Below are 22,232 nucleotides of genomic sequence, written 5' to 3' on the forward strand. Positions count from 1 at the left end.
ACGCCGCCCGCCCACCCCGGGCCCAAAACCCCCCCTTGTTGTCCCCCCCACCCACCCCACCCCCGCGGGCCGCGCCGCCTTTGCCGGCGCGCCCTTCGCCGTCCAGCCCCCACCCCGCCGGCTAGCGGGTGAAGGGGGTGAAGGGGGTGCTGAGGTGGGGGGTGGCTAGGGCGGTGGGGGAGTGGGTTCGGAGGGCGGTCAGCCGGGAGGTGCGGGCCTGGTCCGGGTCTTCCTCGTGGGCGTACGCCAGGTGGGGGTCGACGAGTTGCACCATGTGCACCAGCAGGTCCCCGGTGAGCAGCATCCGTTCGTCGGCCGAAGTAAGGAGCACCGACTGGTGGCCGGGCGTGTGGCCCGGGGTGGGCAGCAGGCGTACCGCTGGGGTGAGAGCGGTCTCGCCGTCGACCACCCGGAGCTGGCCGGCGGCGCGCAGGGGCGCGACGAGGCCGGCCGGCAGCCCGGGGTTGAGCGTCTCCGCCGCGTCGAGTTCGGCGCGCTGCAGCAGGTAGCTCGCGTTCGGGAAGTACGGCCGCCCCGGTGTGCCGGTGACCGCCCAGCCGATGTGATCGCTGTGCAGGTGGGTAAGGACGACCGTGTCGACGTCGGCGGGGTCGATGCCGGCGGCGGCCAACTCGGCGGGCAGCCGCCCCGGGACGGGCGCCCAGCTCGCGGCGGGTGCGTCGGCCGGGCCGATCCCGGCGTCGACCAGCGTGACCGGCCCGTCGCCGGCGCGGATCGCGAAGCTGCGGAACGGCAGCCACCACTGCCCGTCGGCGGTCACGGAGCCGGGGTCGCGCCGGTCGGCCTCCGCCCACTGCGCCGCTGTGGCCTGCGGAAACGCCTCCGCGCGGGGCTGGAAGAAGGCACCCTCACCGTCGGTGAGTGCGGTGACCGTGATAGACCCGAGGGTGCGGTTCAGTGGCATCGGACGATGATTCCAGGGCATTCCTGTTCCGCGCAGCCCGGTTCCGCCGGCCGGTCGAGGCCGGCTGGGGGCTGCCGGCCCAATTGCAGTACGCTCGTACTGCTTGAGCACGTGTCCCCCGAGAGGAGCGCCGGCCGATGGCGAAGATCAAGGTAAACAACCCGGTCGTAGAACTCGACGGCGACGAGATGACCCGGATCATCTGGAAGCAGATCCGGGAGCAGCTGATCCTGCCCTACCTCGACGTCGACCTGCACTACTACGACCTGTCGATCCAGCACCGCGACGAGACCGACGACCAGGTCACGATCGACGCCGCCAACGCCATCAAGGAGCACGGCGTCGGCGTCAAGTGCGCGACCATCACCCCGGACGAGGCCCGGGTCGAGGAGTTCGGCCTGAAGAAGATGTGGCGGTCGCCCAACGGCACCATCCGCAACATCCTCGGCGGCGTCGTCTTCCGCGAGCCGATCATCATGTCCAACGTGCCGCGGCTGGTCCCAGGCTGGACCAAGCCGATCATCATCGGCCGGCACGCCCACGGTGACCAGTACAAGGCCACCGACTTCGTCGTCCCCGGCCCGGGCACGGTGACCATCACCTACACCCCGGCTGACGGCGGCGCGCCGATGGAGATGGAGGTCGCCAACTTCCCCGGCGGCGGCATCGCCATGGGCATGTACAACTACGACGAGTCGATCCGGGACTTCGCCCGGGCGTCGTTCCGGTACGGGCTGGACCGCAACTACCCGGTCTACCTGTCCACCAAGAACACCATCCTCAAGGCGTACGACGGCCGGTTCAAGGACATCTTCGCCGAGGTGTTCGAGACCGAGTTCAAGGCCGAGTTCGCCGCCGCCGGCATCACCTACGAGCACCGGCTCATCGACGACATGGTCGCCGCCGCGCTCAAGTGGGAGGGCGGCTATGTCTGGGCCTGCAAGAACTACGACGGTGACGTGCAGTCCGACACCGTCGCGCAGGGGTTCGGCTCGCTGGGTCTGATGACCTCCGTCCTGCTCTCCCCGGACGGCCGGACCGTCGAGGCCGAGGCCGCGCACGGCACTGTCACCCGGCACTACCGGCAGTACCAGAAGGGCGAGAAGACCTCGACCAACCCGATCGCGTCGATCTACGCCTGGACCCGGGGCCTGGCCCACCGGGGCAAGCTGGACGGCACCCCGGCGGTCACCGAGTTCGCCAACACCCTGGAGCAGGTCATCGTCGACACCGTCGAGGGTGGCCAGATGACCAAGGACCTCGCGCTGCTCATCTCGCGCGACGCCCCGTGGCTGACCACCGACGAGTTCATGAACGCGCTCGACGAGAACCTGGCCCGCAAGATCGCCGCCTGATCCAGGCGTACCGCGTCATCGGAGCCCGCCGGCATCCCTGCCGGCGGGCTTCGGCGTGTCCGGCGCCGCCGCGCCGATCGGCGTCACTGCGACCGGCGCGCCTCGTTGACCAGGATGGACGAGATGCCAGTCGCGTCCAGGAAGGTTGACCACGGTCGACCCGCGGCACCCGTGCGCCGATCAGCCAGCCTTCCCGGCTGTGCCGTGCACAGCCAGCCGTCCCTTCCCTGCGGGGGGCCCTGTCCCGGGCCCCCCGCGCCCTGTTTCCCACCAAGCGCAGGCCGCGCCAAGCTCTGGCCACACGCAAGCCGTGCCCCGCCAAGCTAAGGCCCCGCGCACAGCAGGGCTCTTCAGGCGGCGCGCAGCAGGTCGGCGGCGCGTTCCGGAGCGATGTCGTTGATGAAGACGCCCATCCCGGACTCGGAGCCCGCCAGGTACTTCAGCTTGTCAGTGGCCCGCCGGATGCTGAACAGCTGTAGGTGCAGGTGGCCCAGCTCGCGGTCGACCCGCACGGGAGCCTGGTGCCAGGCCGAGATATATGGCATCGGCATGTCGAACAGGCCGTCGAAGCGGCGCAGGAGATCCAGGTAGAGCGGCCCGAAGGCGTCCCGCTCGCTGTCGCTGAGCGCCGGGATGTCCGGCACCACGCGGTGCGGCGCGACGTGCACCTCGAACGGCCAGCGGGCGGCCGCCGGGACGAACGCCGTCCAGTGTTCGTTCTCGGTGACCACCCGGTCACCGGTGGCGCGCTCGGCGGCCAGCACGTCCGCGTACAGGTTGCCCCCGCCGGTCCGCTCTGCGTGCCGGCGGGCCGCGGCCAGCAGCGCGCGGGTGCGCGGCGTCACGAAGGGGTACGCGTAGATCTGGCCGTGCGGGTGGTGCAGCGTGACACCGATTTCCACGCCCCGGTTCTCGAAGCAGAAGATCTGCTCGACGCCGGGCAGCGCGCCGAGCACCTCGGTGCGGTCGGCGAGGGCGTCCAGCACGGTGCGGACCCGGCGCGGGGGCAGGCTGGCGAAGGAGGCGTTGTGGTCCGACGTGAAGCAGACCACCTCGCACCGGCCGAGGCCGGGCCGAACCGGCGTGAACGGAGTGATCTCCCCGGGCTCCTCGGCCACCCGACCGCTCAGCGACGGGAACCGGTTCTCGAAGACCACCACGTCGTAGTCGGGTGCGGGGATCTCGGTCAGCCGGTCGCCCACCGACGGGTCGAGAGGGCACTCGTTCGCCGGCGGGAGGAAGGTGCGGGTCTGCCGGTGCACGGCGACCGCCACCCACTCGTCGGTCAACGGGTCGTAGCGCAGCTGCGACGCGGGGGGAGGCGGCGGCAGGTCCCGGCGGTCCGGCTGGTCGCGGACCGCGTCGTCGCGCTCGTCGAAGTAGATCAGCTCCCGGCCGTCGGCCAGGTCGATCGCGGTGCGCTTCACGGCGCCGTCCCCTCGGTTGTCGGCGTGCGCGTCGCGCGGCCCGCCCCTGTCGCCTTGACCATGATCAGTTCGCCCACCTGTTCGCCGAGTACCCGTCGTGCGGGTGGAGGCAACCGGTCGTCGCTGACCAGTACGTGGGCCGCCGCCAACCCGACGATCGAGGAGATGCCGACCGTGCCCCACTTGGTGTGGTCGGCGAGAACCACCAGCTGGTCCGCCGCCGCCACGAGCGCCCGATCGGTCTCCGCCTCCATCAGGTTCGGGGTGGTGAAGCCGGCCCGCTCGGTGATGCCGTGGACGCCCAGGAAGAGCAGATCCAGGTGCAGTGACCGGACGGCCCCGACCGCGAGCGGACCTACCAGCGCGTCCGACGGTGTGCGGACGCCGCCGGTGAGCACCACCGTCTGGTCCGGGCGGCCACCGGCGTGCATGATCTCGGCCACCGGCAGCGAGTTGGTGACGACGGTCAGCTCGGGCACGTCCACCAGCCGGCGGGCCAGCTCGGCCGTGGTGGTGCCGGCGGAGAGCGCGACCGCCGCTCCCGGCCGGACCAGCTGAGCCGCCCGGTCGGCGATGGCGGCCTTCTCCGGCAGTTGGCGGACCGACTTGGCGCGGAAGCCCGGCTCGTCGGTCGAGCTTGGCCCGGTCGTGGTCGCGCCGCCGTGCACCTTGGCCAGCAGACCGCGCTCGTGCAGCGCATCGAGGTCCCGCCGGATGGTCATGTCGGACACGCCGAACTCGCCTGCCAACTCGCTGACCCGGACACCGCCGGTCGAGCGGACCCGCTCCAGGATGGCCGCCTGCCGCTGCTGAGCGAGCATCCGCCGTGCCTCCCCGGACGTCCACGTACCCTCACGCGGTCAAACGTGTTCCAACAAAGATGAACACTAGCGCGTGCCGCTCAGCGGTGGAAGGAACGGGTACGGCGGCGCCTCAGGCGGTGGCGATCTTCAGCTCCACCCAGCCGGTCTCGGTCAGATGGTGCAGCACGGCCTGCACCGCGTCCGCCACGCTCAGGTCGGTGGTGTCGAGCACCAGATCGGCGTCGGTCGGCTCCTCGTACGGGTCGTCGATGCCGGTCATCCCGGTGAGCAGGCCGGCTCGCGCTCGCGCGTACAGGCCCTTGCGGTCCCGTCGCTCGCACACCTCCAGCGGGGTGGCCACGTGCACCAGCACAAAACCCGATCCGGCGGCGAGGGCCATCTCCCGGGCAGTGGCCCGAGCCGCCGCGTACGGGGCGATCGGGCAGCAGATGCCCACCCCACGGTGCCGGGCGATCTCGGCGGCCACCCAGCCGATCCGCCGGACGTTGAGATCCCGGTCGGTCTTGCTGAAGCCCAGTCCGGCGGAGAGTTCCCGGCGCACCACGTCCCCGTCGAGCAGGGTCACCGTGCGGTCGCCGCTCTCCCGTAACGCGTCCGCCAGCCCTCGGGCGATCGTCGACTTGCCGGAGCCGGAGAGACCGGTCAGGAAGACCACCAGTCCTCGCTGCCGACGCGGCGGCCGGGCCCGGGCCAACTCCCGTGCCACAGCGGGCGGGGTGTGCCACTCCGGCAGCGGGAAGCCCCGGTCGAGCAGATCGTCGATCTCCGGCTGGGTCAGCGCCAGCCGGCGGTTGCGCGGTGGGATGTCCTCCCGCCAACGCCACTGCCCGTCGCGGTTGTCGTAGGCGAGTTCACGCGGCACCAGCACCCGCAGCCCGGCGCCGGAGAGCATCTCCCCGGTGGAGAGCAGGTGGGTGACCCCGTACGCGGCCGAGACCCGGGCGCGCAGCAGCGCGTCGCTGATCTCCTCGCGTCGGTGGGACAGCGGCACCGCGACCAGGGTGGCGGGTGGCATCCGGTCCCGCGCGGCGAAGATCGTCCGGACCAGCGCCTCCGGCGGGAGCCCGTCGGCGCCGCCCTCGCCGACCGGGATCATCACGAGCAGATGAGCGGCCAGGGTGCGGGCGGCGTGGGCGATCTGGGCGAGCTGTGGACGATGCAGCGGCCGGTCGGCGATCACCCCGAGCACCCGGCCCGGGGGCAGCAGCGCACGGACCTCCTCCGGGTTACGCCGCAGTCGTTGGAACGGACCGTGTCCACCGTCGCCCAGCCGCCGAACCTGGCCGCCCACTCCCGCCACGCCCTCGCGGACCGGCCAGACGTCGGCCACGTCCAGGGCGGCCGCCGGGGCGCCCTCCCCGTCGGTCAGCACGAGCGCCCGGCGGGCCGGGTCGCGCGGATCGAAGCTCTGCGCCAGGGCGGCCGGCACCTGGAGAACGACAGCGACCTGCCACGGTGTGCCGTCGGCCAGCCGGCCGCGTCGGCTGACCGAGACCAGGTCGGCGCGGGTCATGAAACCGGTCAGAGGGGCGTACGCGCCGGTCAGCAGCAGCTCCAGATCCGCGAGCTCACCGGGACGTGGCGTGTACGCCGGTGCGTCCCGTAGCACCTCGTCGGGCAGCACCCAGCCGTTGCTCATCCACACCCCCCACTCGCTGACCGGCACACAGTTTCGCAGCCGACCGCCCATCGGTCGAGGGCGCCACTCCAAGACCCCCGCGGGCGGGTCAGCGCTTGATCCGTCGGCCTACCGCCGACCGCACCCGGTTCCACACCTTCCGCTCGTCGCGGATCCGGGGTCGCGAGCCGTCGGTCCGGCAGATGAACAACAGCGGCAGTCGCGCGTCCTCGGTCCAGCCCACGTTGGTGATCCGGGCCTTGAGCTGCCAGCTGCCCCTGGTCCGGCCGCCGTTGAGGGCGGCGAAGTCGATCGTGGCGGTGGCCCGGTGCACCAGGTGGACGGTGTCCGCTCCGGTCGTGCCGGTGATCCGCTCGGTCTGGAAGGTGTTCGGAATAAAGATCTCGGCGCCGGTCTCCCGGTGGCGGGCCACCAGGTCCAGGCGGGCCTTGCGCACCTGCGCGGTGGCGTCGAGCACCTCGGGGGCGACCTCTTCCATCGGAAGCATCAGCACGTCGCGGCCATCATCGGCGCGGAACCCGACCGGCTGGTCCGCGGCGCGCAGCTCGGCGGCGACGGTCACCGTGACGGCGTGGTCGACACGTTGGAATTCATCGACAGTGCCGTGTGCGGCGATGCCCGCCTCCCAGCGGGCAAGCCTGCGCAGGTCCGCGACGCGCCCCTGCTCCGCCAGGTACGCCACGGCTCGGAGCAGGGGTGGCAGACCACCCGCGACGCCCGGGGCGAAGCGATCCTGAATGATCTTCTGGATCTCCAGCGCGACCTGCTCCAGCCACGCCTCGCGGGCGTTCAGCAGCCGCTTGCCGCGCAGCCGGCTGAGCATCTCGTTGCGCAGCCAGCGCCGGTGCAGCCGATCCCGCAGCTGACCCGGCTCGGTGTTGGCGTCCACGACGTCCAACGCCTCCCGCACACTGGCGAAGTAGCTCGCCGGGTCCAGCTCGCTCGCGGTGACGTTGCGCGCGTCGCCCCGATGGACGTGGTGGTAGCAGACGTAGTCGGACAGCACGGAGGTGCGCCGGGACAGGAAGTAGGCCCGGATGACCAGTGAGTGGTCCTCCAGCCGACGCTTGCCGCCCTCCGGGAACCGCAGGCCATGCTCGTTGAGGAACGACCGCCGGAACAACTTGTGACAGGTCAGGCTGTCGACCAGCGGGGAGTTGCCGAGGGTGGCGTCGAAGCGGTTCTTGCGGAACAGCTCCCGCGGCACGGGACGTCCGTACCCGGCCATCTTCCCCACCACGATGTCGGCGTCGTTCGCCTTCGCGCAGGCGTAGAGCCGCTCCAGTGCCTCGTCGGCGAACCAGTCGTCGTCGTCGGCGAAGAAGACGTACTCGCCGCGGGCGTGCTCGACGCCGAGGTTGCGCGGACGCGACGGCCAGCCGGAGTTCTCGATGTGCACCACAGTGATGTGCGGGTGCTCGGCGGCCAGCCGGTCCAGCCGCTCCGCCGTGTCGTCGGTCGAGCCGTCGTCGACGAAGATGGCTTCGAACTCGTCGGCGGGCAGTGACTGACGCAGCAGCGAGGCGGCGAGCTTCTCGATGTGTGGGCCGCAGTTGTACGCCGGCACCACGACGCTCACCTTGGGGACGCCCACCTCGGCCATCAGGATCCCTCCCGCGTCGTCGGTCGATCACCGGGCGGGTCGATGCCTGGTGAACGGGAGGTGAATGGTGTCACCTTGGACGGGTCTTTCCCAAGGCGGGGTCGGGTCGGACGCGGGACCGGCGGAAACGTCGCGGGAGCCCTCAGCAGGGACCTTAGGGGTGCGGCGGGGAAAGGATCAGGGGAGTGCCGGGGGCGTGCCGGTGTCCCTGCTGGGCATCGACTCCCTACGCTGGGCGCGTGACACTGATCGCGACCCAGTCGCTCACCAAGACGTACGGAGGTCGGGTCACCGCGCTGGCCGACCTCACCGTCGCCGTCGAGCCCGGGATCATCGGCCTGGTGGGCGCGAACGGCGCCGGCAAATCCACCTTGATCAAGATTCTGCTCGGCCTGATCGCACCAACCAGCGGTCAGGTCTCGGTGCTCGGCATCGACCCGACCGCAGACCCGGCGGCTGTCCGCAACCGGGTCGGCTACATGCCGGAACACGACTGCCTCCCACCGGACCTGTCCGCCGCCGAACTGGTCACCCACCTTGGTCGAATGAGCGGCCTTCCCCGCACCGCGGCCCGCGAGCGGGCCTCGGAGGCGCTGCGGCACGTGGGGCTCTACGAGGAGCGCTATCGCCCGGTCGGTGGCTACTCGACCGGCATGAAGCAGCGCGTCAAGCTGGCCCAGGCGCTGGTGCACGACCCCGACCTGCTGTTGCTGGACGAACCGACAAACGGCCTGGACCCGGCCGGCCGCGACGCCATGCTGGCCCTGGTACACCGGATCGGCACCGAGTTCGGCATCTCCGTGCTGGTCTGTTCGCACCTGCTCGGCGAGGTGGAGCGGATCTGCGACACGCTGATCGCCATCGACGGCGGCAAACTGCTGCGCGCCGACAACATCTCCGCGATGACCTCGGCCACCGACGTGCTCGCCGTCGAGGTCAGCGAGGGCACCGAGGAACTCGCCGCCCGACTCGCCGAGCTGAAACTGCCTGTCGCCCGGGACGGGCGACTGCTCCTCGTGCCGCTCGCCGACGACGGCACCTACGACCTGATCCTCGGTGCGGTCGCCGAACTGGACCTGCCACTGCACCGACTGGACCAGCGCCGGCACCGGGTGGCCGAACTCTTCGCCACGAGGGAGCTCACTAATGCCTGAGCCGTCCACCGCCGCCGTGCGCCCCACGCCGACCGGCGTCATCCACGACATCGGCTACCAACGCTACGAGGGTGCGAGGCTCGGCCGCCGACAGGTCTTCGGCGCGCTCTACCTGCACGGTCTGCGCACCGCGTTCGGGTTCGGGCGCAGCGCCAAGGCCAAGATCTTCCCGTGGCTGGTAGTCGGCATCGTCTCCCTGGTCGCGGTGGCCCTGGCCGCGGTACGCAGCCAGATCGGCGAGCCGGTCGCCACGTACGCCCAGTTCGCCGACGCGATGAGCTGGCTGGTCATCTTCTTCGTCGCGGTCGTCGCTCCGGAGCTGGTCTCTCGGGACCTGCGCAGCGGTGTGCTGCCGCTGTACTTCTCCCGGCCGCTGCCGCGCGCCGACTACGCGCTGGCCAAGCTGCTGGCGCTGGTCACCGCCCTCTGGTTGCTGCTCGGCGGACCCCAGTTGCTGATGTTCCTGGGTGCCGCGTTCACCACCAAGCAGGGCATGCGCGGGGTGTGGAACGAGCTGCTCGACCTGCTGCCCGGCCTGCTCTACGCCGGGCTGTGGGCTGTGGTCTTCGCCTCGGTCGGGCTGCTGGTCGCCTCGCTGACCGGCAAGCGCGCCTTCGCCGCGGGTGGGGTGGTGGCGGTCTTCCTGATGACCACCCCGATCGTCGGGGTGCTGAGCATCCTGCCGTCGCGCGCCGCCAACGAGCTGGCCGGGCTCGCCTCACCCTCCACGCTGGTGCAGGGGGTGGGCATCTGGTCGCTGGGTGACCTGCTGGTCGAGGGCGATCCGGGCGAGATGATGATCGGCGGGTTCGGCCCGGTCTACGCCCTGGCCGCGGTGCTGCTGGTCGCCGGCGCGACCGCCCTCCTGCTGGCCCGCTACCGGAAGGTCGCCTCCTGATGAGCACGCTGAGCCTGACCGGGGTGTCCCGGTGGTACGGCAACGTGGTCGCTGTCAACGACATCAGCATGGTCCTCGGCCCGGGCGTGACCGGCCTGCTCGGCCCGAACGGCGCCGGCAAGACCACCCTGCTGCACATGATGGCCGGGTTCCTCGCCCCGTCACGCGGCACTGTCACTCTCGACGACGAGCCGACCTGGCGAAACCCCGACGTCTACCGGCGGCTGGGGCTGGTCAGCGAGCGGGAGGCGGTGCAGGGTTTCCTCACCGCGTACGAGTTCGTGCTGGCCAGCGCGAAGCTGCACCGGCTGCCCGATCCGGCGGCCGCGGCCCGACGGGCTATCGGCCTGGTGGAGCTGGAGTCGGCGCAGGACCGCCGGATCGGCACGTACTCCAAGGGCATGCGCCAGCGTGCCCGGGTGGCCGCCGCGCTGGTGCACGACCCGCAGGTGCTGCTGCTCGACGAGCCGTTCAACGGCATGGACCCGCGTCAGCGGCTGCACATGATGCAGCTGCTGCACACCCTCGGTGACGCCGGCCGGACGATCCTGTTCAGCTCGCACATCCTGGAGGAGGTCGAACAGGTCTCCGGAACGGTGCAGGTGATGGTGGCCGGCCGGTTGGCCGCCTCCGGCGACTTCCGGACCATCCGCCGGTTGATGACCAACCGCCCGCACGTCTTCGCGGTGCGCTCCACCGACGACCGGGCGCTGGCCGTCGCGCTGATCGCCGAGCCGTCGGTGAGTGGGGTCGAGTTGGACCCAACGGGCCTGACCGTGCGGGCCGGTGACTACGGCGCGTTCACCCGGGCGCTGCCCCGGATCGCGCTGAACAAAGGCATCCGGGTACGCCAGCTGGTGCCGTCCGACGAGTCCCTGGAGAGTGTCTTCTCCTACCTGGTGGAGGCCTGACATGTCGACAGTTACCTGGATCACCGCGCGCGGGTTGTTCGGCCGACGTCGGTTCCTGCTGCTGCTACCGCTGCCGTTGGTGCTGCTCGGGCTGGCCGTGCTCTGCCGGTCGCTGGGGGTGGACCCGGGCGAGTGGGGGCCGCCGGTGCTGGTCGGCCTCGGGCTGGCCGTGGTGCTGCCGGTGGTCGCGCTGATCATCGGCACGGGCGTGCTGGGCGCCGAGATCGACGACGGCACCGTGGTGCACATCCTGACCAAGCCGCTGCCGCGCTGGCAGATCGTGCTGCCGAAGCTCGCTGTCGCCGCCGGGGTCACCGCGGTCACCGTGGCGGTGCCGCTCTACGTCGCGGGCGTGCTCGCCGATTCGGTACGCCTCGGACTGGCGCTGGCGGTCGCGGCGGCGCTCGGCGCGCTGGCGTACTCGGCGTTGTTCCTCGCGCTCAGCCTGGTCACCAGGCGGCCGGTGCTGCTCGGGCTGGTTTACGTGCTGATCTGGGAGGGGCTGCTGGGCAACTTCGTCAGCGGCACCAAGGTGCTCTCCATCCAGCAGTACGTGATCGCCCTCGCCGACCGGATCGCCCCCACCGGGCTGCTGGAGACCAGCGTGTCGGTGCCGGTGGCGTCGGTGATGACCGCGCTGGTCAGCGTCGGCTTCACGGTGCTCGCCATCGACCGCCTGCGTTCGTTCAGCGTGGCTGGCGAGACGAGCTGACAGCCGTGCGGGACGCTGTTCCGGCCAGCCCCCGCGCGGCGGTAGGGCTGGCCGGATGGACCGGTCGGGCCACGTCGGGCCAGGCTGGTGGGCGTGAGCGTCGAAGCGGAGCGGACGTCGTTGGCTGAGCCATACTCCCGGAGCAGCCGGCCGTGGCTGACCAGCCTGGCCGTCGCCGGGCTGGCCTGTGCCACTGTCGCCACGGCGGCTCAGGGCAGCGGCCAGTTCCACTGGTGGGCGGTGTTCATCCTGATCCCGGCCGCGTTGATCGCGGCCAGCGGTGGGCCGTTGCTGGCTCGCGGCGGCGGACGGGCCTTCGCCGGGTACATGCTCGCCTGCGTCGGCACCATGGTCTTCGCGGTCGGCGCGCTGCTGATGTTCGGCGTGATGGGGCGAGGTTGGCCGCTCATGGTGGTGCTGCCCTGCCTGGCGGTGGCCGGCACCTACGGCTGGCGCGCGGCCCACCCGTTGGCCCGGGGCCTGCACCGGGCGGTGGCCCTGCTCGCGCTGACCGGAGCGCTGCTCGGCGTGACCCTGCAACTGATCCGGGTGGATCTGATCCACCTGGAGACCGGTTGGTGGGGCGCGTTCCTGATGCTGGCCGGGGCCATCGTGCTGGGCAACGCGGGCGAGCTGACCCGGCACCGGATGCCGTACCGCCTCCAGGCGATCACCCTGCTGGTGGGGCCCGCCGTGATCGCGTTCCTGCTCGGGCTGCGCTTCCTGCGCGGCTGGTGACCCGCCGGTCCGCCGCCGCCCGAGCGGGCGGCGGCGGCCCCGGGTCAGAACGCGCAGGCGATGACCAGCTCCGGGGTACGGTCCGGGAGCAGGTCGAGTTTGCCGATCCGGCCCGCCGCCCGTAGGTCGTCGGCGACCAGCGTGAGCTGCTCCAGCAGCGCCGCCGGGCCGAGCGCCTCCGCCAACGGCACCTCCGCCTTCATCGACAGCTTCCGCTCCGACTTGGCCCGTCGCACCTGGCTCAACGCGTCACCGGCGAGCCGCAGAAGCGCCGGGTCACCCGAGCCCTCGATCGTCCGGGCCACCTCGTAGGTGGTGGGCCACGGCGCCTGGTGCACAGAGCCGTACCGCCACCACGACCAGACCTCCTCGGTCACGTACGGCAGCACCGGGGCGAACAACCGCAGCTGCACCGACAGCGCCGAGGCCAGCGCCGCCCGTGCCGAGTCCGCCGCCGCGCCGGTGCCGTAGGCCCGCTCCTTGACCAGCTCGATGTAGTCGTCGCAGAACCGCCAGAAGAACGCCTCGGTGACCTGCAGGGCCGCCGTGTGGTCGTACGAGTCGAAGGCGGTGCCCGTGGCGGTGACCACGGTGGCCAGCTCGGCGAGCATGGCCCGGTCCAGTGGAGTGGTCGACGGGGCGCGCAACGCGTCCGCAGCGCCCAGCCCGAGCGCGAACTTGGACGCGTTGAGCAGTTTGGTGGCCAGTCGCCGGCCGACCTTGATCTGCGCTGGGTCGAAGGCCAGGTCCATGCCGGGCTTGCCGCTTGCCGCCCAGTAGCGCACCGCGTCCGAGCCGTGCTGCTCCAACAGGGCCAGCGGGGTGACCACGTTCCCCTTGGACTTGGCCATCTTCTTGTGGTCGGGGTCGAGGATCCAGCCCGAGAGGACTGTGTCCCGCCAGGGCAGCACGCCGTGCTCGAAGTGCGAACGGACCACGCTGTCGAAGAGCCAGGTCCGGATGATCTCCTGCCCCTGCGGGCGTAGGTCCATCGGGAAGACCCGGGCGAACAGGTCCGGATCGGTTTCCCAGCCACCGACGATCTGCGGGGTCACCGAGGACGTGGCCCAGGTGTCCAGCACGTCCGGGTCGCCGATGAAGCCGCCCGGCCGGCCGCGTTGCGACTCGTCGTAACCGGGTGCCGGATCGCTGGATGGATCGACCGGCAGCGCGGACTCGTCCGGCGTGAGAGGGTGGGACCAGTCCGGCTCGCCAGTGTCGTCGAGCCGGTACCACACCGGCACCGGCACGCCGAAGTAGCGTTGACGGCTGACCAGCCAGTCCCCGTTGAGGCCGCCCACCCAGTTGTCGTAGCGGTGTTTCATGTGCGCCGGCACCCAGTGCAGCTGCTCGCCCCTGCCCAGCAGCATGGCCCGCAGCGCCTCGTCCCGGCCGCCGTTGCGCAGATACCACTGTCGAGTGGAGACGATCTCCAGTGGCCGGTCACCGCGTTCGTAGAACTTGACCGGGTGGGTGATCGGGCGCGGCTCGCCGATCAGGTCACCGGCGTCGGCCAGCATCCCGACGATCTCCCGGCGGGCGCCGTTGACGGTCTGCCCGGCCAACGCCGCGTACGGTTGGGCCGGCACCCCGTGCGGCGGCTCGGGAAGCAACCGACCGTCCCGGCCGATCACCACCCGGGTGTCCAACCCCAGCTCACGCCACCAGGTCACGTCGGTCAGGTCACCGAAGGTGCAGACCATCGCGACGCCGGTGCCCTTGCCGGGCTCGGCGAGGGGATGGGCGTACACCGGCACCTCGACGTCGAACAGCGGGCTGCGCACGGTGCCGCCCACCAGGTCGGCGTACCGCTCGTCGTCGGGGTGGCAGACCAGCGCCACACACGCCGGCAACAGCTCGGGTCGGGTGGTGTCGATGAGCACCTCCCGCCCGTCGGCCGCGGTGAACCGCAGCCGGTGGTAGGCGCCGGGGCGCTCCCGGTCCTCCAACTCCGCTTGGGCGACGGCGGTGGCGAAGCCGACGTCCCAGAGGGTCGGCGCCTCCGACTGGTACGCCTCGCCGCGGCGCAGGTTGCGGACGAACGCCCGTTGGCTGGTGGTCCGGGCGATCCGGCCGATGGTCGTGTACGTCAGGGACCAGTCAACCGAGAGCCCGAGCCGCCGCCACAGCGCCTCGAAGGCCTGCTCGTCGGTGACCGTCAGCCGTTCGCACAGCTCGATGAAGTTACGCCGGGAGATCGGGGTGGGGTCGCGGCGGGCCGCGTCGTCGACCGGAGCCGCCGGTGGCCGCCACACCGGGTCGTACGGCAGCGCCGGATCGCAGCGCACCCCGTACACGTTCTGCGCCCGGCGCTCGGTGGGCAGGCCGTTGTCGTCCCAGCCCATCGGGTAGAAGACGGCCTTGCCGCGCATCCGCTGGTACCGCGCCGTCGTGTCGGTGTGCGTGTACGAGAAGACGTGCCCCATGTGCAACTCGCCCGATACGGTCGGCGGCGGGGTGTCGATCGAGAACACGTCGCTCCGCTGCTTCGAGCGGTCGAACGCGTACGTGCCTTCCTCCTGCCAGCGGCGTGCCCAGCTCTCCTCGAGCCCGTCCAGGGTCGGACGCTCGGGAACGCCGGCGCGGGCCGTCCTCGCCGTATCGGTCATTCTGCGATCGTAGGCACCTACCGGGTGCGGGGCGACGTAGTTGCGGCCGAACACACCGGCCGGCGGTTGTGGCCGCGACGGGGCGGCCCGACTAGATCAGCGAGTCACGCCACTGGCGGTGCAGGGCGGCGTACCGGCCGTCGGCCTCGGCCAGCACGGCGGGTGGGCCGTCCTCGACGACCCTTCCGCCGTCGAGGACGAGCACCCGGTCGGCGGTCTCCACCGTGGAGAGACGATGGGCGATCACCAGTGCGGTGCGGTCGCGCAGGATGGTGCCGAGTGCCCGCTGCACCAGACGTTCCGTCGGCACGTCCAGCGACGACGTCGCCTCGTCCAGGATGAGCACTGTCGGGTCGGCCAGGAACGCGCGGGCGAACGCGACCAGCTGCCGCTGCCCGGCAGAGAGCCGGCCGCCGCGCCGGTGCACCTGAGTGGCGTACCCCTCGGGTAGTGCGGCGATGAAGTCGTGCGCGCCGATCGCCCGCGCGGCGGCCTGGACGGCGGCGTCGTCGGCCCCTGGGCAACCGAACCGGATGTTCTCCGCGACGGTCCCGCTGAACAGGTGGTTCTCCTGCGTCACCAGCACCACCGCGCGGCGCAGGTCGGCGTCGCGTACGTCGCGTAGGTCGACCCCGTCCAGCCGGACCGTGCCGGTGTCGGGGTCGTGGAAACGGGCGACCAGCTTCGCGATCGTCGACTTGCCCGCCCCGGTGGGGCCGATCAGCGCCACGGTCTGCCCGGCCGGCACCGTCAACTCCAGCCGGCAGAGAATCGGGGTGTCGGCCCGGTAGCCGAAGCCGACCGCCCGGAAGATCAACTCACCACGGCGGGGGCCGGTCGGCAGCGGTGTGGGCCGGGCCGGTTCGGCGACGGCCGGTCGTTCGTCGAGCACCCCGGCCAGCTTCTCCAGTGCGGCGGTGGCCGACTGCAACGAGTTGTAGAACTGGCTCAGCTCCTGCATCGGCTCGAAGAAGCGGCGCAGGTAGAGCAGGAACGCGGCGAGCACACCGATCTCGGTCTGCCCGCCGAGCACCCGCCAACCGCCGTAGCAGAGCACCACCGCCACTGTGACGTTGCCGATCAGCTTGATCGCGGGCGAGTACGTGGCGATCAGCCGGAACGCGTGCAGGCTGCTCCGCCGGTAGTCGTCGCCGAGCGCCACGAAGATCCGTTGGTTGCGAGGCTCGCGGCGGAACGCCTGCACCGCCCGGATGCCCCGCATCGACTCGACGAAGTGCACGATGACCAGCGCGACAGCGTCCCGGGTCCGTCGGTACGCGCTGGCCGACGACCGGGCGAACCAGCGGGAGAGCCAGAACAGGAACGGGAACGCGAACAGCGTCACGGCCGCCAGCGGCAGGTCCAGCCAGAGCAGGATGGCGGCCACCGACAGGATGGAGAGCCCGGCCAGCACCAGGCTGTCGATCCCACCGTCGACCAGCTCGGCGATCGAGTCCAGGTCACTGGTGAGCCGGGAGACCATCCGGCCGGACGTGTACCGCTCGTGGAAGCCCACCGACAGCCGCAGGAAGTGCCCGAACACCCGCTGCCGCAGGTCGAGCAGGACGGCCTGGCCGATCCGGGCGGAGAGGGTGAGGAAGCCGCGGCGGGCCGCGTACTCGGTCACCGCGGCCACCGCGAACGCCCCGGCGACGGTGACCAGCGGGCCGGCGTCGCCGGCGCGCAACGGCGGGATTGCCCGGTCGATACCGATCATGACCAGGTACGGGCCGGCCATCGCGGCGGCGTTCTGGGCCAGCAGCAGGGCGACGGCTGCGGCGAGGCGCCTCCGATGCGGGCGGAGCAGGTCGCCCAGCAGGGTGCGGCTGAGCCGGCGCAGCCGGGCCACCGCCTCGGGGCTGGTGCCCTCGGCTCGACTGCGGTCAGCCTCCGGGTCGGTGGCGGTTCCGCGCCAGCGGGTCAGCTCGGGCTCCTCCTCCGGAGGTGGGGCGGCCTGCTCCGGCACGCTCACGAGCGCACCAGCCCCCACCCGTCCGAAGGGGACGAACTCGGGCCGCTGGCCCCGGCCGGCGGCGGATGCCCGGCGGGTGGCTCGGCGGCGAGCAGCGCCCGGTACGCCGGAACGGTGGCCAGCAGGTCGGAGTGCCGGCCGGTCGCGGTGATCCGTCCGTCCTCCAGCAGGGCGACCCGGTCGGCCAGCGCGATCGTCGACGGCCGGTGCACCACCAGCAGCGAGGTGCTGTCGCGCAGGACCCGCCGTAGCGCCGCTTCGACAAGGGCCTCGGTGTGCACGTCGAGAGCGGAGAGCGGGTCGTCCATCACCAGCACCGCCGGTCGGCCGAGCACGGCCCGCGCCAACGCGAGTCGTTGCCGTTGCCCGCCGGAGAGGGACAACCCCTGCTCGCCCACCCGGGTCGCCAACCCCCAGGGCAGGTCGTACGCGAAGTCGGCCTGGGCCAGTGCGAGGGCGGCGCGGATCTCGTCGTCACCGGCGTCCGGGCGACCCAGGGTGAGGTTCTCCCGCACCGACATGGAGAAGAGGGTTGGCTCCTCGAACGCCACGCCGACCAGCCGACGCAGCGAGGCCAGCCGCAGCTCTCGCAGGTCGTGCCCGTCGAGGGTGATCCGGCCGGTGCTCACGTCGTGCAGCCGGGGCACCAGGGAGAGCAGCGTGCTCTTGCCGGAGCCGGTGGCGCCGACCAGGGCCAGCGTCTCGCCCGGCTCGATGGTCAGGTCGATCTCGCGCAGCACCCCCGTGGTGGCACCCGGGTAGCTGAACGAGACCCGCTCGAAGCGCAGCCGACCGTGCACCGCGTCGCGTGGCAACGCGACAGCGCCGGCAGAATCCACGATCTCCGGTGGAGTGTCCAGCACCTCCTGGATCCGGTCGGCGGCGGTGGCCGCCTCCTGACCGTTGGCGATGATCCAACCCAGGGACTGCACCGGCCAGATGAGCATCAGTTGGAGGCTGACGAACGCGACCAGCTCGCCGATGGTGAGCGCGCCCTGCGCGGCGGCGGCCGCCCCGGCCGCCAGCACCACGCCCAGTGTCACGTTGGGCACCAGGTCGAGCAGCGCCGAGGTGTTCGCCAGCAGCCGCCCCTTGCCGACGCCCGTGTCGTGCAGCCGCCGGGCCGCACCGGCGAAGCGAGCGGCCAGTTCGGGCCCCCGCCCGTACGCCTTCATGGTGCGCAGGCCCTGCGCGGTCTCCTCGACCAGCGTCGCCACGTCGCCCTGCTGATCCTGCATCCGGCGGGACGCGGCGTGGTAGTGCCGGCCGAACCGGCGACTGATCAGCAGCAGCGGCACCGCGCTGGCCGCGACCAGCACCCCGAGCGCCGGGTGCAGGTTGATCAGCAGCACCACCACTACCACGTACGTGGTCAGGTTGAGCACCAGGAAGAAGACGCCGAAGGAGAGGAACCGGCGGATCACCGACAGGTCGCTGGTGATCCGGGAGAGCAACTGGCCGGACTGCCAGCGGTCGTGGAAGCTGGTCGGCAGCCGTTGCAGGTGGGCGTAGACGTCTGCGCGCAGCGCCGCCTCCATGCCCACCGCCGAGGACGACTGCACCCACCGGCGGATGAAGATGAGCACCGCCTCGACGACGCCGAGCAGCAGCGCCAGGCCGCCGAGCTGGAGCAGCCCGGCGGGTTCGTGTCGGGCCACCGGCCCGTCCACTACCCGCTGCACGACCAGTGGTACGGCGATCCCGGCCGCGGTGCCGGCGAGGCCAGCGACGAGCAGCCAGGCGAACTCGGCGGCGTACGGGCGCAGGTAGGGGCGCAGCCGCCAGAGGTTGTGCACGGGGTGGGTGCCCGCGGCGGCCCGGGCGGCCGGGTCGCCGTCGCTCTCCACAGGCACTACCAGACGGTAGCGTCAATGAGTGTCGATGCCTCTGTCAGCTTGTTGTCAAGCGTCGCTCATGACCGAGAAGCCACTTCTTCACGTCCAGCCCCCAGCGGTAGCCGCCGAGCGTGCCGTCGGTGCGAAGAACCCGGTGGCAGGGCACGAAGAGGGCTGCCGCGTTCCGGGCGCAGGCGGCCGCTGCGGCTCGGACCGCCGGTGGTCGACCGGCCAGCGCGGCGTACCCGGTGTAGGTGACCGGGGTGCCCGGCGGCACTTCACGCAGCACCTGCCAGGCGTGCGCCATGAACTCGCCACCGGTGCGTTGGCGCACCGGCACGGTGTCGATGGCGGCGAGGTCACCGTCCAGGTAGGAGTGGACCGCCGCGCTGACCGGGCCGAGGTCGGCCCGATCCCGTAGCGGTGCCCGCAGGGCCGGGTGGACCAGGGACAGCAGCACCGCCGGGTCCGGGGTGAAGCCGGCCGCCCGTACGTCACCGTCGGGACCGGCGAGGATGCTCAGTGGGCCGGCCGGTGTGTTCAGTACGGTGCTGTCGATGTTCATGCCGCTCTCCAGAGTCTGATCGTGGCGTAGGACCGCCAGGGGCGCCAGCGCTCGGCGTACCTGGCGAGGGTCGGTGGGGTGTCGGGCAGGCCGAGCGCGGCGGCGCCGCGCCGGACCGCGAGGTCGGAGCTGAGGAGGACGTCCGGGTCGCCGAAGGCGCGCATGGCCAGGTAGTTGGCGGTCCACGGGCCGATGCCGGGCAGCGCGAGCAGCCGCCGAACGGCCTCCTCCCGATTTACCCCGGCGGCGAGGTCGACAGACCCGTCCACGACGGCCCGAGCCAACCCCCGCAGAGCCTCCCGCCGCCCCACCGGCATCCCGAACCCCGAGTCCGGCAGCGACAAAAGCTCCTCCGCGCTCAAAAACCCGCGCAGCTCACCCCCCTGCGGCCCCCCACCCCGTTGATCATGAGGTTGTTGTCCGGACACGCCGTCGTCGGTGGCAACAACTTCATGATCAACACGAGGGTGGGCGGTCAGGAGGCGGGTGAGGGTTGTTCTTGCGGACGTTACCGAGACCTGCTGGCCGATGATGGCGCGGACGGCCTGCTCGAAGCCGTCGACGGCGCGGGGGACACGGATGCCGGGTTCGGCGGTGACCGCCGGGGCCAGCGCCGGGTCGGCGGCCAACGTGGCGTCGATTGCCGCCGGGTCCGCGTCCAGGTCGAGCAACCGGCGGCAGCGGGCCACCGCCGGCGCCAGGTCGCGCAGGTCGGCGAGCCGCAACGTCGCCGCCACGTGCCCGTCCGCCGGGGTCAGCGCCACCTGGCCGGTGCCGTGCGGCAACCGCAGACCCCGGTGGTACGTCCCGTCGCGGACCGCCTCCACACCGGGCAGCGCCCGCACCGCGAGGAAGTCCAGCAGCGCCCGGGCGTGCAGCGGCGGGCGGTACGCCAGCCGGAGCGAGATGATCCCCGCCCCGGCCGGCGCCTGCTGGCGGCCACGGGCCGTGCGCAGGTCCGACGGGGCGCTCGCGTACACCTCGCGAAGCGTGTCGTTGAACTGCCGCACGCTGCCGAAGCCGGCGGCGAACGCGATCTCGGCCATCGCCAGGTCGGTCGTCTCGATCAGGATCCGGGCGGTCTGGGCGCGTTGGGCCCGGGCCAGCGCGAGCGGCCCGGCGCCCATCTCGGCGCTCAACATCCGGTGCAGGTGCCGCTCGGTGTAGCCCAGCCGGGAGGCCAACCCCGGTACCCCGTCCCGGTCGACAACCCCGTCGGCGATCAGCCGCATCGCCCGACCGACCACGTCCGCGCGGACGTCCCAGAGCGGTGAGCCGGGCGCGGCGTCCGGCCGGCAGCGGCGGCAGGCGCGCAGCCCGGCGCCCTGCGCGGCGGCGGCGGACGGGAAGAATCGGACGTTCTGTCGCTTCGGCGTGATCGCCGGGCAGGACGGCCGGCAGTAGATCCCGGTGGACGTCACACCGGTGTAGAACCAGCCGTCGAACCGCTGGTCACGGCTGTCCACGGCCCGGTAACACCGCTCGAAGTCCATCTCCATGTCACCGATGATGCCCCGCTCGACCGGTCATCGGCTGGCGGGAATCGGACCTGGGTGTGCGCGGGGCCGCAGGACCCGCCTCCCGGTCAGCGGCGGCGTCGGTGCGGCTGACCGGACCGGCCGGCGCGGGAGCCCTGACTGGTTCGCTCGGCCTGGCCGGCGGGGCTGGACCGGTTGCCCTGACCGGCGCGGTTGGCCTGGCCGGTCAGCAGGGCCGATCGGAACACACCGTCCGGGTCGTACCGCTTCCACAGCCGCCGGACCCGGGCCCCGGTCTCGCCCGGGTAGATCCGGGCGAACGCCGCCGGGTCGGGCCGGCTCTCGAAGTTGACGTACGCGCCGTCGGCGCGTGCCCCGGCGGCCCGCCACGCGGCGTTCAACGCGGCATCGGCCTGCGGCGGAAACACCGAGGCCACGATCAGCGTGTCCTGGTGGCGATGCGGGTACGCGGTCGCGTCGGAGGCGACGTCGTTCACCGCTCCGCCCAACGAGCGGAGCTGGACCACCGCCCGCCCCGGCCCGGTCACCGCTCGCGTCACGGCCCGCGCCCCGGCGTCGTCCAGTGCGGTGAACAGACCGTTCGTGGTCGTGCCACGCTGCTGCCCGACGTTGGGGTTGAGGTGTGCGGTCGGTACCAGCGTCGGGTAGGGCAGCAGGTCGGTCCGGTGTTCGAGCACCTTGCCGATGGCGAGCAGCGGTTCCACCGCCGGTCGGGCCCGGCGCAGGCTCTCGGCGGCGACCACGGCGGTGACGGACATGAGGACCGATCGACCCTCCGCGAACACCACGGCGGCCGCTGACAACTCCCGTGGCGCCTGGGCGAGGTAGCTCGTCCACTCCCGGACGGTGCGACCGTCCGGATGCGCCTCGACGACCAGCTGCGCGACACCGACGTTGCGCTGCTCGGCCGCCTCGATCTCGAAGGCCACCACGATGCCCGCGCCGGCCCCGGCGCCACGGACCAGCCAGAACAGCTCCGGCTCGTGGTCGGCGTCCGCGCGTACCAGCGTCCCGTCCGCCAGCACCACCTCGACGGCGCGGACCCGGTCGATGGTGAGGCCGTGGGCGCGGACCAGCCAGCCGACACCACCGCCGGTGGCAAGACCGCCGACGCCGACGCCGCCGTAGTCACCCGAGCTGATCACCAGGCCGTACGGGGCCAGCGCCTTCGCCACGTTCGCCCAGCGCGCGCCGGCCTCGACCCGGACCAGGCCGGCCCGCTCGTCGATCACCTGAACCCGGTTGAGCATGGACAGGTCGATGACCACCCCGCCGTTGTTGGACGAGGCTCCGGACAGGCCGTGCCCGCCGCTGCGGACCGCGATGGGCAGCCGCTGCTCCCGCGCGTAGCGGAGCGCGTCGACCACCTGCGCGGTGGTCTTCGGCAGCAGGACCGCGGCCGGTGACGCCGACCTGGTGTACGTCGAGCGCAGTTGCGCGTACCGGCGGTCGCCGGGGGTGACGATCTGCCCCCGCAGGGAGTCGGGCACCCGGGCCATGGCGGTGCTCATCGTTGCCCCCGCAGCTCGCACCTCGGGTGTCCGGGATCGGTCATGGCCCAAGAAT

General features: G+C 72.0%; 17 protein-coding genes. 6 read left to right on the forward strand and 11 right to left on the reverse strand.

Annotation, left to right across the window (positions count from 1 at the left end; all coding sequences use genetic code 11):
• Positions 1–121 precede the first annotated feature (121 nt).
• Positions 122–925, reverse strand: coding sequence for an MBL fold metallo-hydrolase (locus ABZ794_RS16915; RefSeq protein ID WP_210785827.1), 804 nt, complete (start codon positions 923–925; stop codon positions 122–124).
• 137 nt (positions 926–1,062) lie between these two features.
• On the opposite strand from ABZ794_RS16915, the gene ABZ794_RS16920 reads away from it, so the two are divergent.
• A complete protein-coding gene (locus tag ABZ794_RS16920) occupies positions 1,063–2,280 on the forward strand; it encodes an NADP-dependent isocitrate dehydrogenase (protein WP_124773753.1) in 1,218 nt (405 codons plus the stop codon).
• 350 nt (positions 2,281–2,630) lie between these two features.
• Here ABZ794_RS16920 and galT read toward each other — a convergent pair whose 3' ends face one another.
• The 4 genes from galT to ABZ794_RS16940 form a co-directional block, all read right to left on the reverse strand.
• Complete coding sequence (gene galT, locus ABZ794_RS16925) at positions 2,631–3,707, reverse strand: galactose-1-phosphate uridylyltransferase (protein ID WP_210785828.1); 1,077 nt, start codon at positions 3,705–3,707, stop codon at positions 2,631–2,633.
• Positions 3,704–4,528 carry a DeoR/GlpR family DNA-binding transcription regulator gene (locus tag ABZ794_RS16930; RefSeq protein ID WP_210785829.1) on the reverse strand — a complete coding sequence of 275 codons (825 nt, stop codon included), beginning with the start codon at positions 4,526–4,528 and terminating at the stop codon, positions 3,704–3,706. The genes galT and ABZ794_RS16930 overlap by 4 nt, the downstream gene beginning before the upstream one ends.
• A gap of 112 nt (positions 4,529–4,640) precedes the next feature.
• A complete protein-coding gene (gene cysC / locus ABZ794_RS16935; protein WP_203122191.1) occupies positions 4,641–6,170 on the reverse strand; it encodes an adenylyl-sulfate kinase in 1,530 nt (509 codons plus the stop codon).
• Between the two features lie 88 nt (positions 6,171–6,258).
• The gene (locus ABZ794_RS16940) at positions 6,259–7,773 is read right to left on the reverse strand and encodes a glycosyltransferase family 2 protein (protein WP_210785830.1); all 1,515 of its coding nucleotides are present in this window, start codon (positions 7,771–7,773) and stop codon (positions 6,259–6,261) included.
• A gap of 239 nt (positions 7,774–8,012) precedes the next feature.
• Here ABZ794_RS16940 and ABZ794_RS16945 point away from each other — a divergent pair, with 239 nt between their 5' ends.
• The 5 genes from ABZ794_RS16945 to ABZ794_RS16965 all read left to right on the forward strand — a co-directional run bounded on the left by ABZ794_RS16945 (position 8,013) and on the right by ABZ794_RS16965 (position 12,186).
• Entirely contained in the window at positions 8,013–8,927 is a 915-nt protein-coding gene (locus ABZ794_RS16945; protein ID WP_210785831.1) for an ABC transporter ATP-binding protein, read from the forward strand.
• Positions 8,920–9,825, forward strand: coding sequence for an ABC transporter permease (locus tag ABZ794_RS16950; RefSeq protein ID WP_238689844.1), 906 nt, complete (start codon positions 8,920–8,922; stop codon positions 9,823–9,825). Before ABZ794_RS16945 ends, ABZ794_RS16950 begins: the two co-directional genes overlap by 8 nt.
• Complete coding sequence (locus tag ABZ794_RS16955; RefSeq protein ID WP_357516177.1) at positions 9,825–10,736, forward strand: ABC transporter ATP-binding protein; 912 nt, start codon at positions 9,825–9,827, stop codon at positions 10,734–10,736. The genes ABZ794_RS16950 and ABZ794_RS16955 overlap by 1 nt, the downstream gene beginning before the upstream one ends.
• Position 10,737: 1 nt before the next feature.
• On the forward strand, positions 10,738–11,448 hold the full coding sequence (locus tag ABZ794_RS16960) for an ABC transporter permease subunit (RefSeq protein WP_210785834.1): 711 nt from the start codon (positions 10,738–10,740) through the stop codon (positions 11,446–11,448).
• A gap of 93 nt (positions 11,449–11,541) precedes the next feature.
• Positions 11,542–12,186, forward strand: a complete 645-nt coding sequence (locus tag ABZ794_RS16965; RefSeq protein ID WP_210785835.1) for a hypothetical protein — start codon at positions 11,542–11,544, stop codon at positions 12,184–12,186.
• A 44-nt stretch (positions 12,187–12,230) separates the two neighbouring features.
• Here the strand turns inward: ABZ794_RS16965 and valS are convergent, their stop codons facing one another.
• The 6 genes from valS to ABZ794_RS16995 form a co-directional block, all read right to left on the reverse strand.
• Positions 12,231–14,795 (reverse strand): valine--tRNA ligase, encoded by a 2,565-nt coding sequence (valS, locus tag ABZ794_RS16970; protein WP_210785836.1) that lies wholly within the window; start codon positions 14,793–14,795, stop codon positions 12,231–12,233.
• Positions 14,796–14,886: 91 nt separating this feature from the next.
• A complete protein-coding gene (locus tag ABZ794_RS16975; RefSeq protein ID WP_357516180.1) occupies positions 14,887–16,767 on the reverse strand; it encodes an ABC transporter ATP-binding protein in 1,881 nt (626 codons plus the stop codon).
• The gene (locus ABZ794_RS16980) at positions 16,764–18,620 is read right to left on the reverse strand and encodes an ABC transporter ATP-binding protein (protein ID WP_357516182.1); all 1,857 of its coding nucleotides are present in this window, start codon (positions 18,618–18,620) and stop codon (positions 16,764–16,766) included. The genes ABZ794_RS16975 and ABZ794_RS16980 overlap by 4 nt, the downstream gene beginning before the upstream one ends.
• Positions 18,621–18,657: 37 nt before the next feature.
• Positions 18,658–19,167 (reverse strand): methylated-DNA--[protein]-cysteine S-methyltransferase, encoded by a 510-nt coding sequence (locus ABZ794_RS16985; protein WP_210785839.1) that lies wholly within the window; start codon positions 19,165–19,167, stop codon positions 18,658–18,660.
• Positions 19,164–20,666, reverse strand: coding sequence for an AlkA N-terminal domain-containing protein (locus ABZ794_RS16990; RefSeq protein WP_357516184.1), 1,503 nt, complete (start codon positions 20,664–20,666; stop codon positions 19,164–19,166). The genes ABZ794_RS16985 and ABZ794_RS16990 overlap by 4 nt, the downstream gene beginning before the upstream one ends.
• An 86-nt stretch (positions 20,667–20,752) precedes the next feature.
• Positions 20,753–22,177, reverse strand: a complete 1,425-nt coding sequence (locus ABZ794_RS16995) for an FAD-dependent oxidoreductase (protein WP_357516186.1) — start codon at positions 22,175–22,177, stop codon at positions 20,753–20,755.
• Positions 22,178–22,232: the final 55 nt, after the last annotated feature.

The organism is Micromonospora sp. NPDC047187, assembly GCF_040643355.1.
GTDB lineage: Bacteria > Actinomycetota > Actinomycetes > Mycobacteriales > Micromonosporaceae > Micromonospora > Micromonospora salmantinae.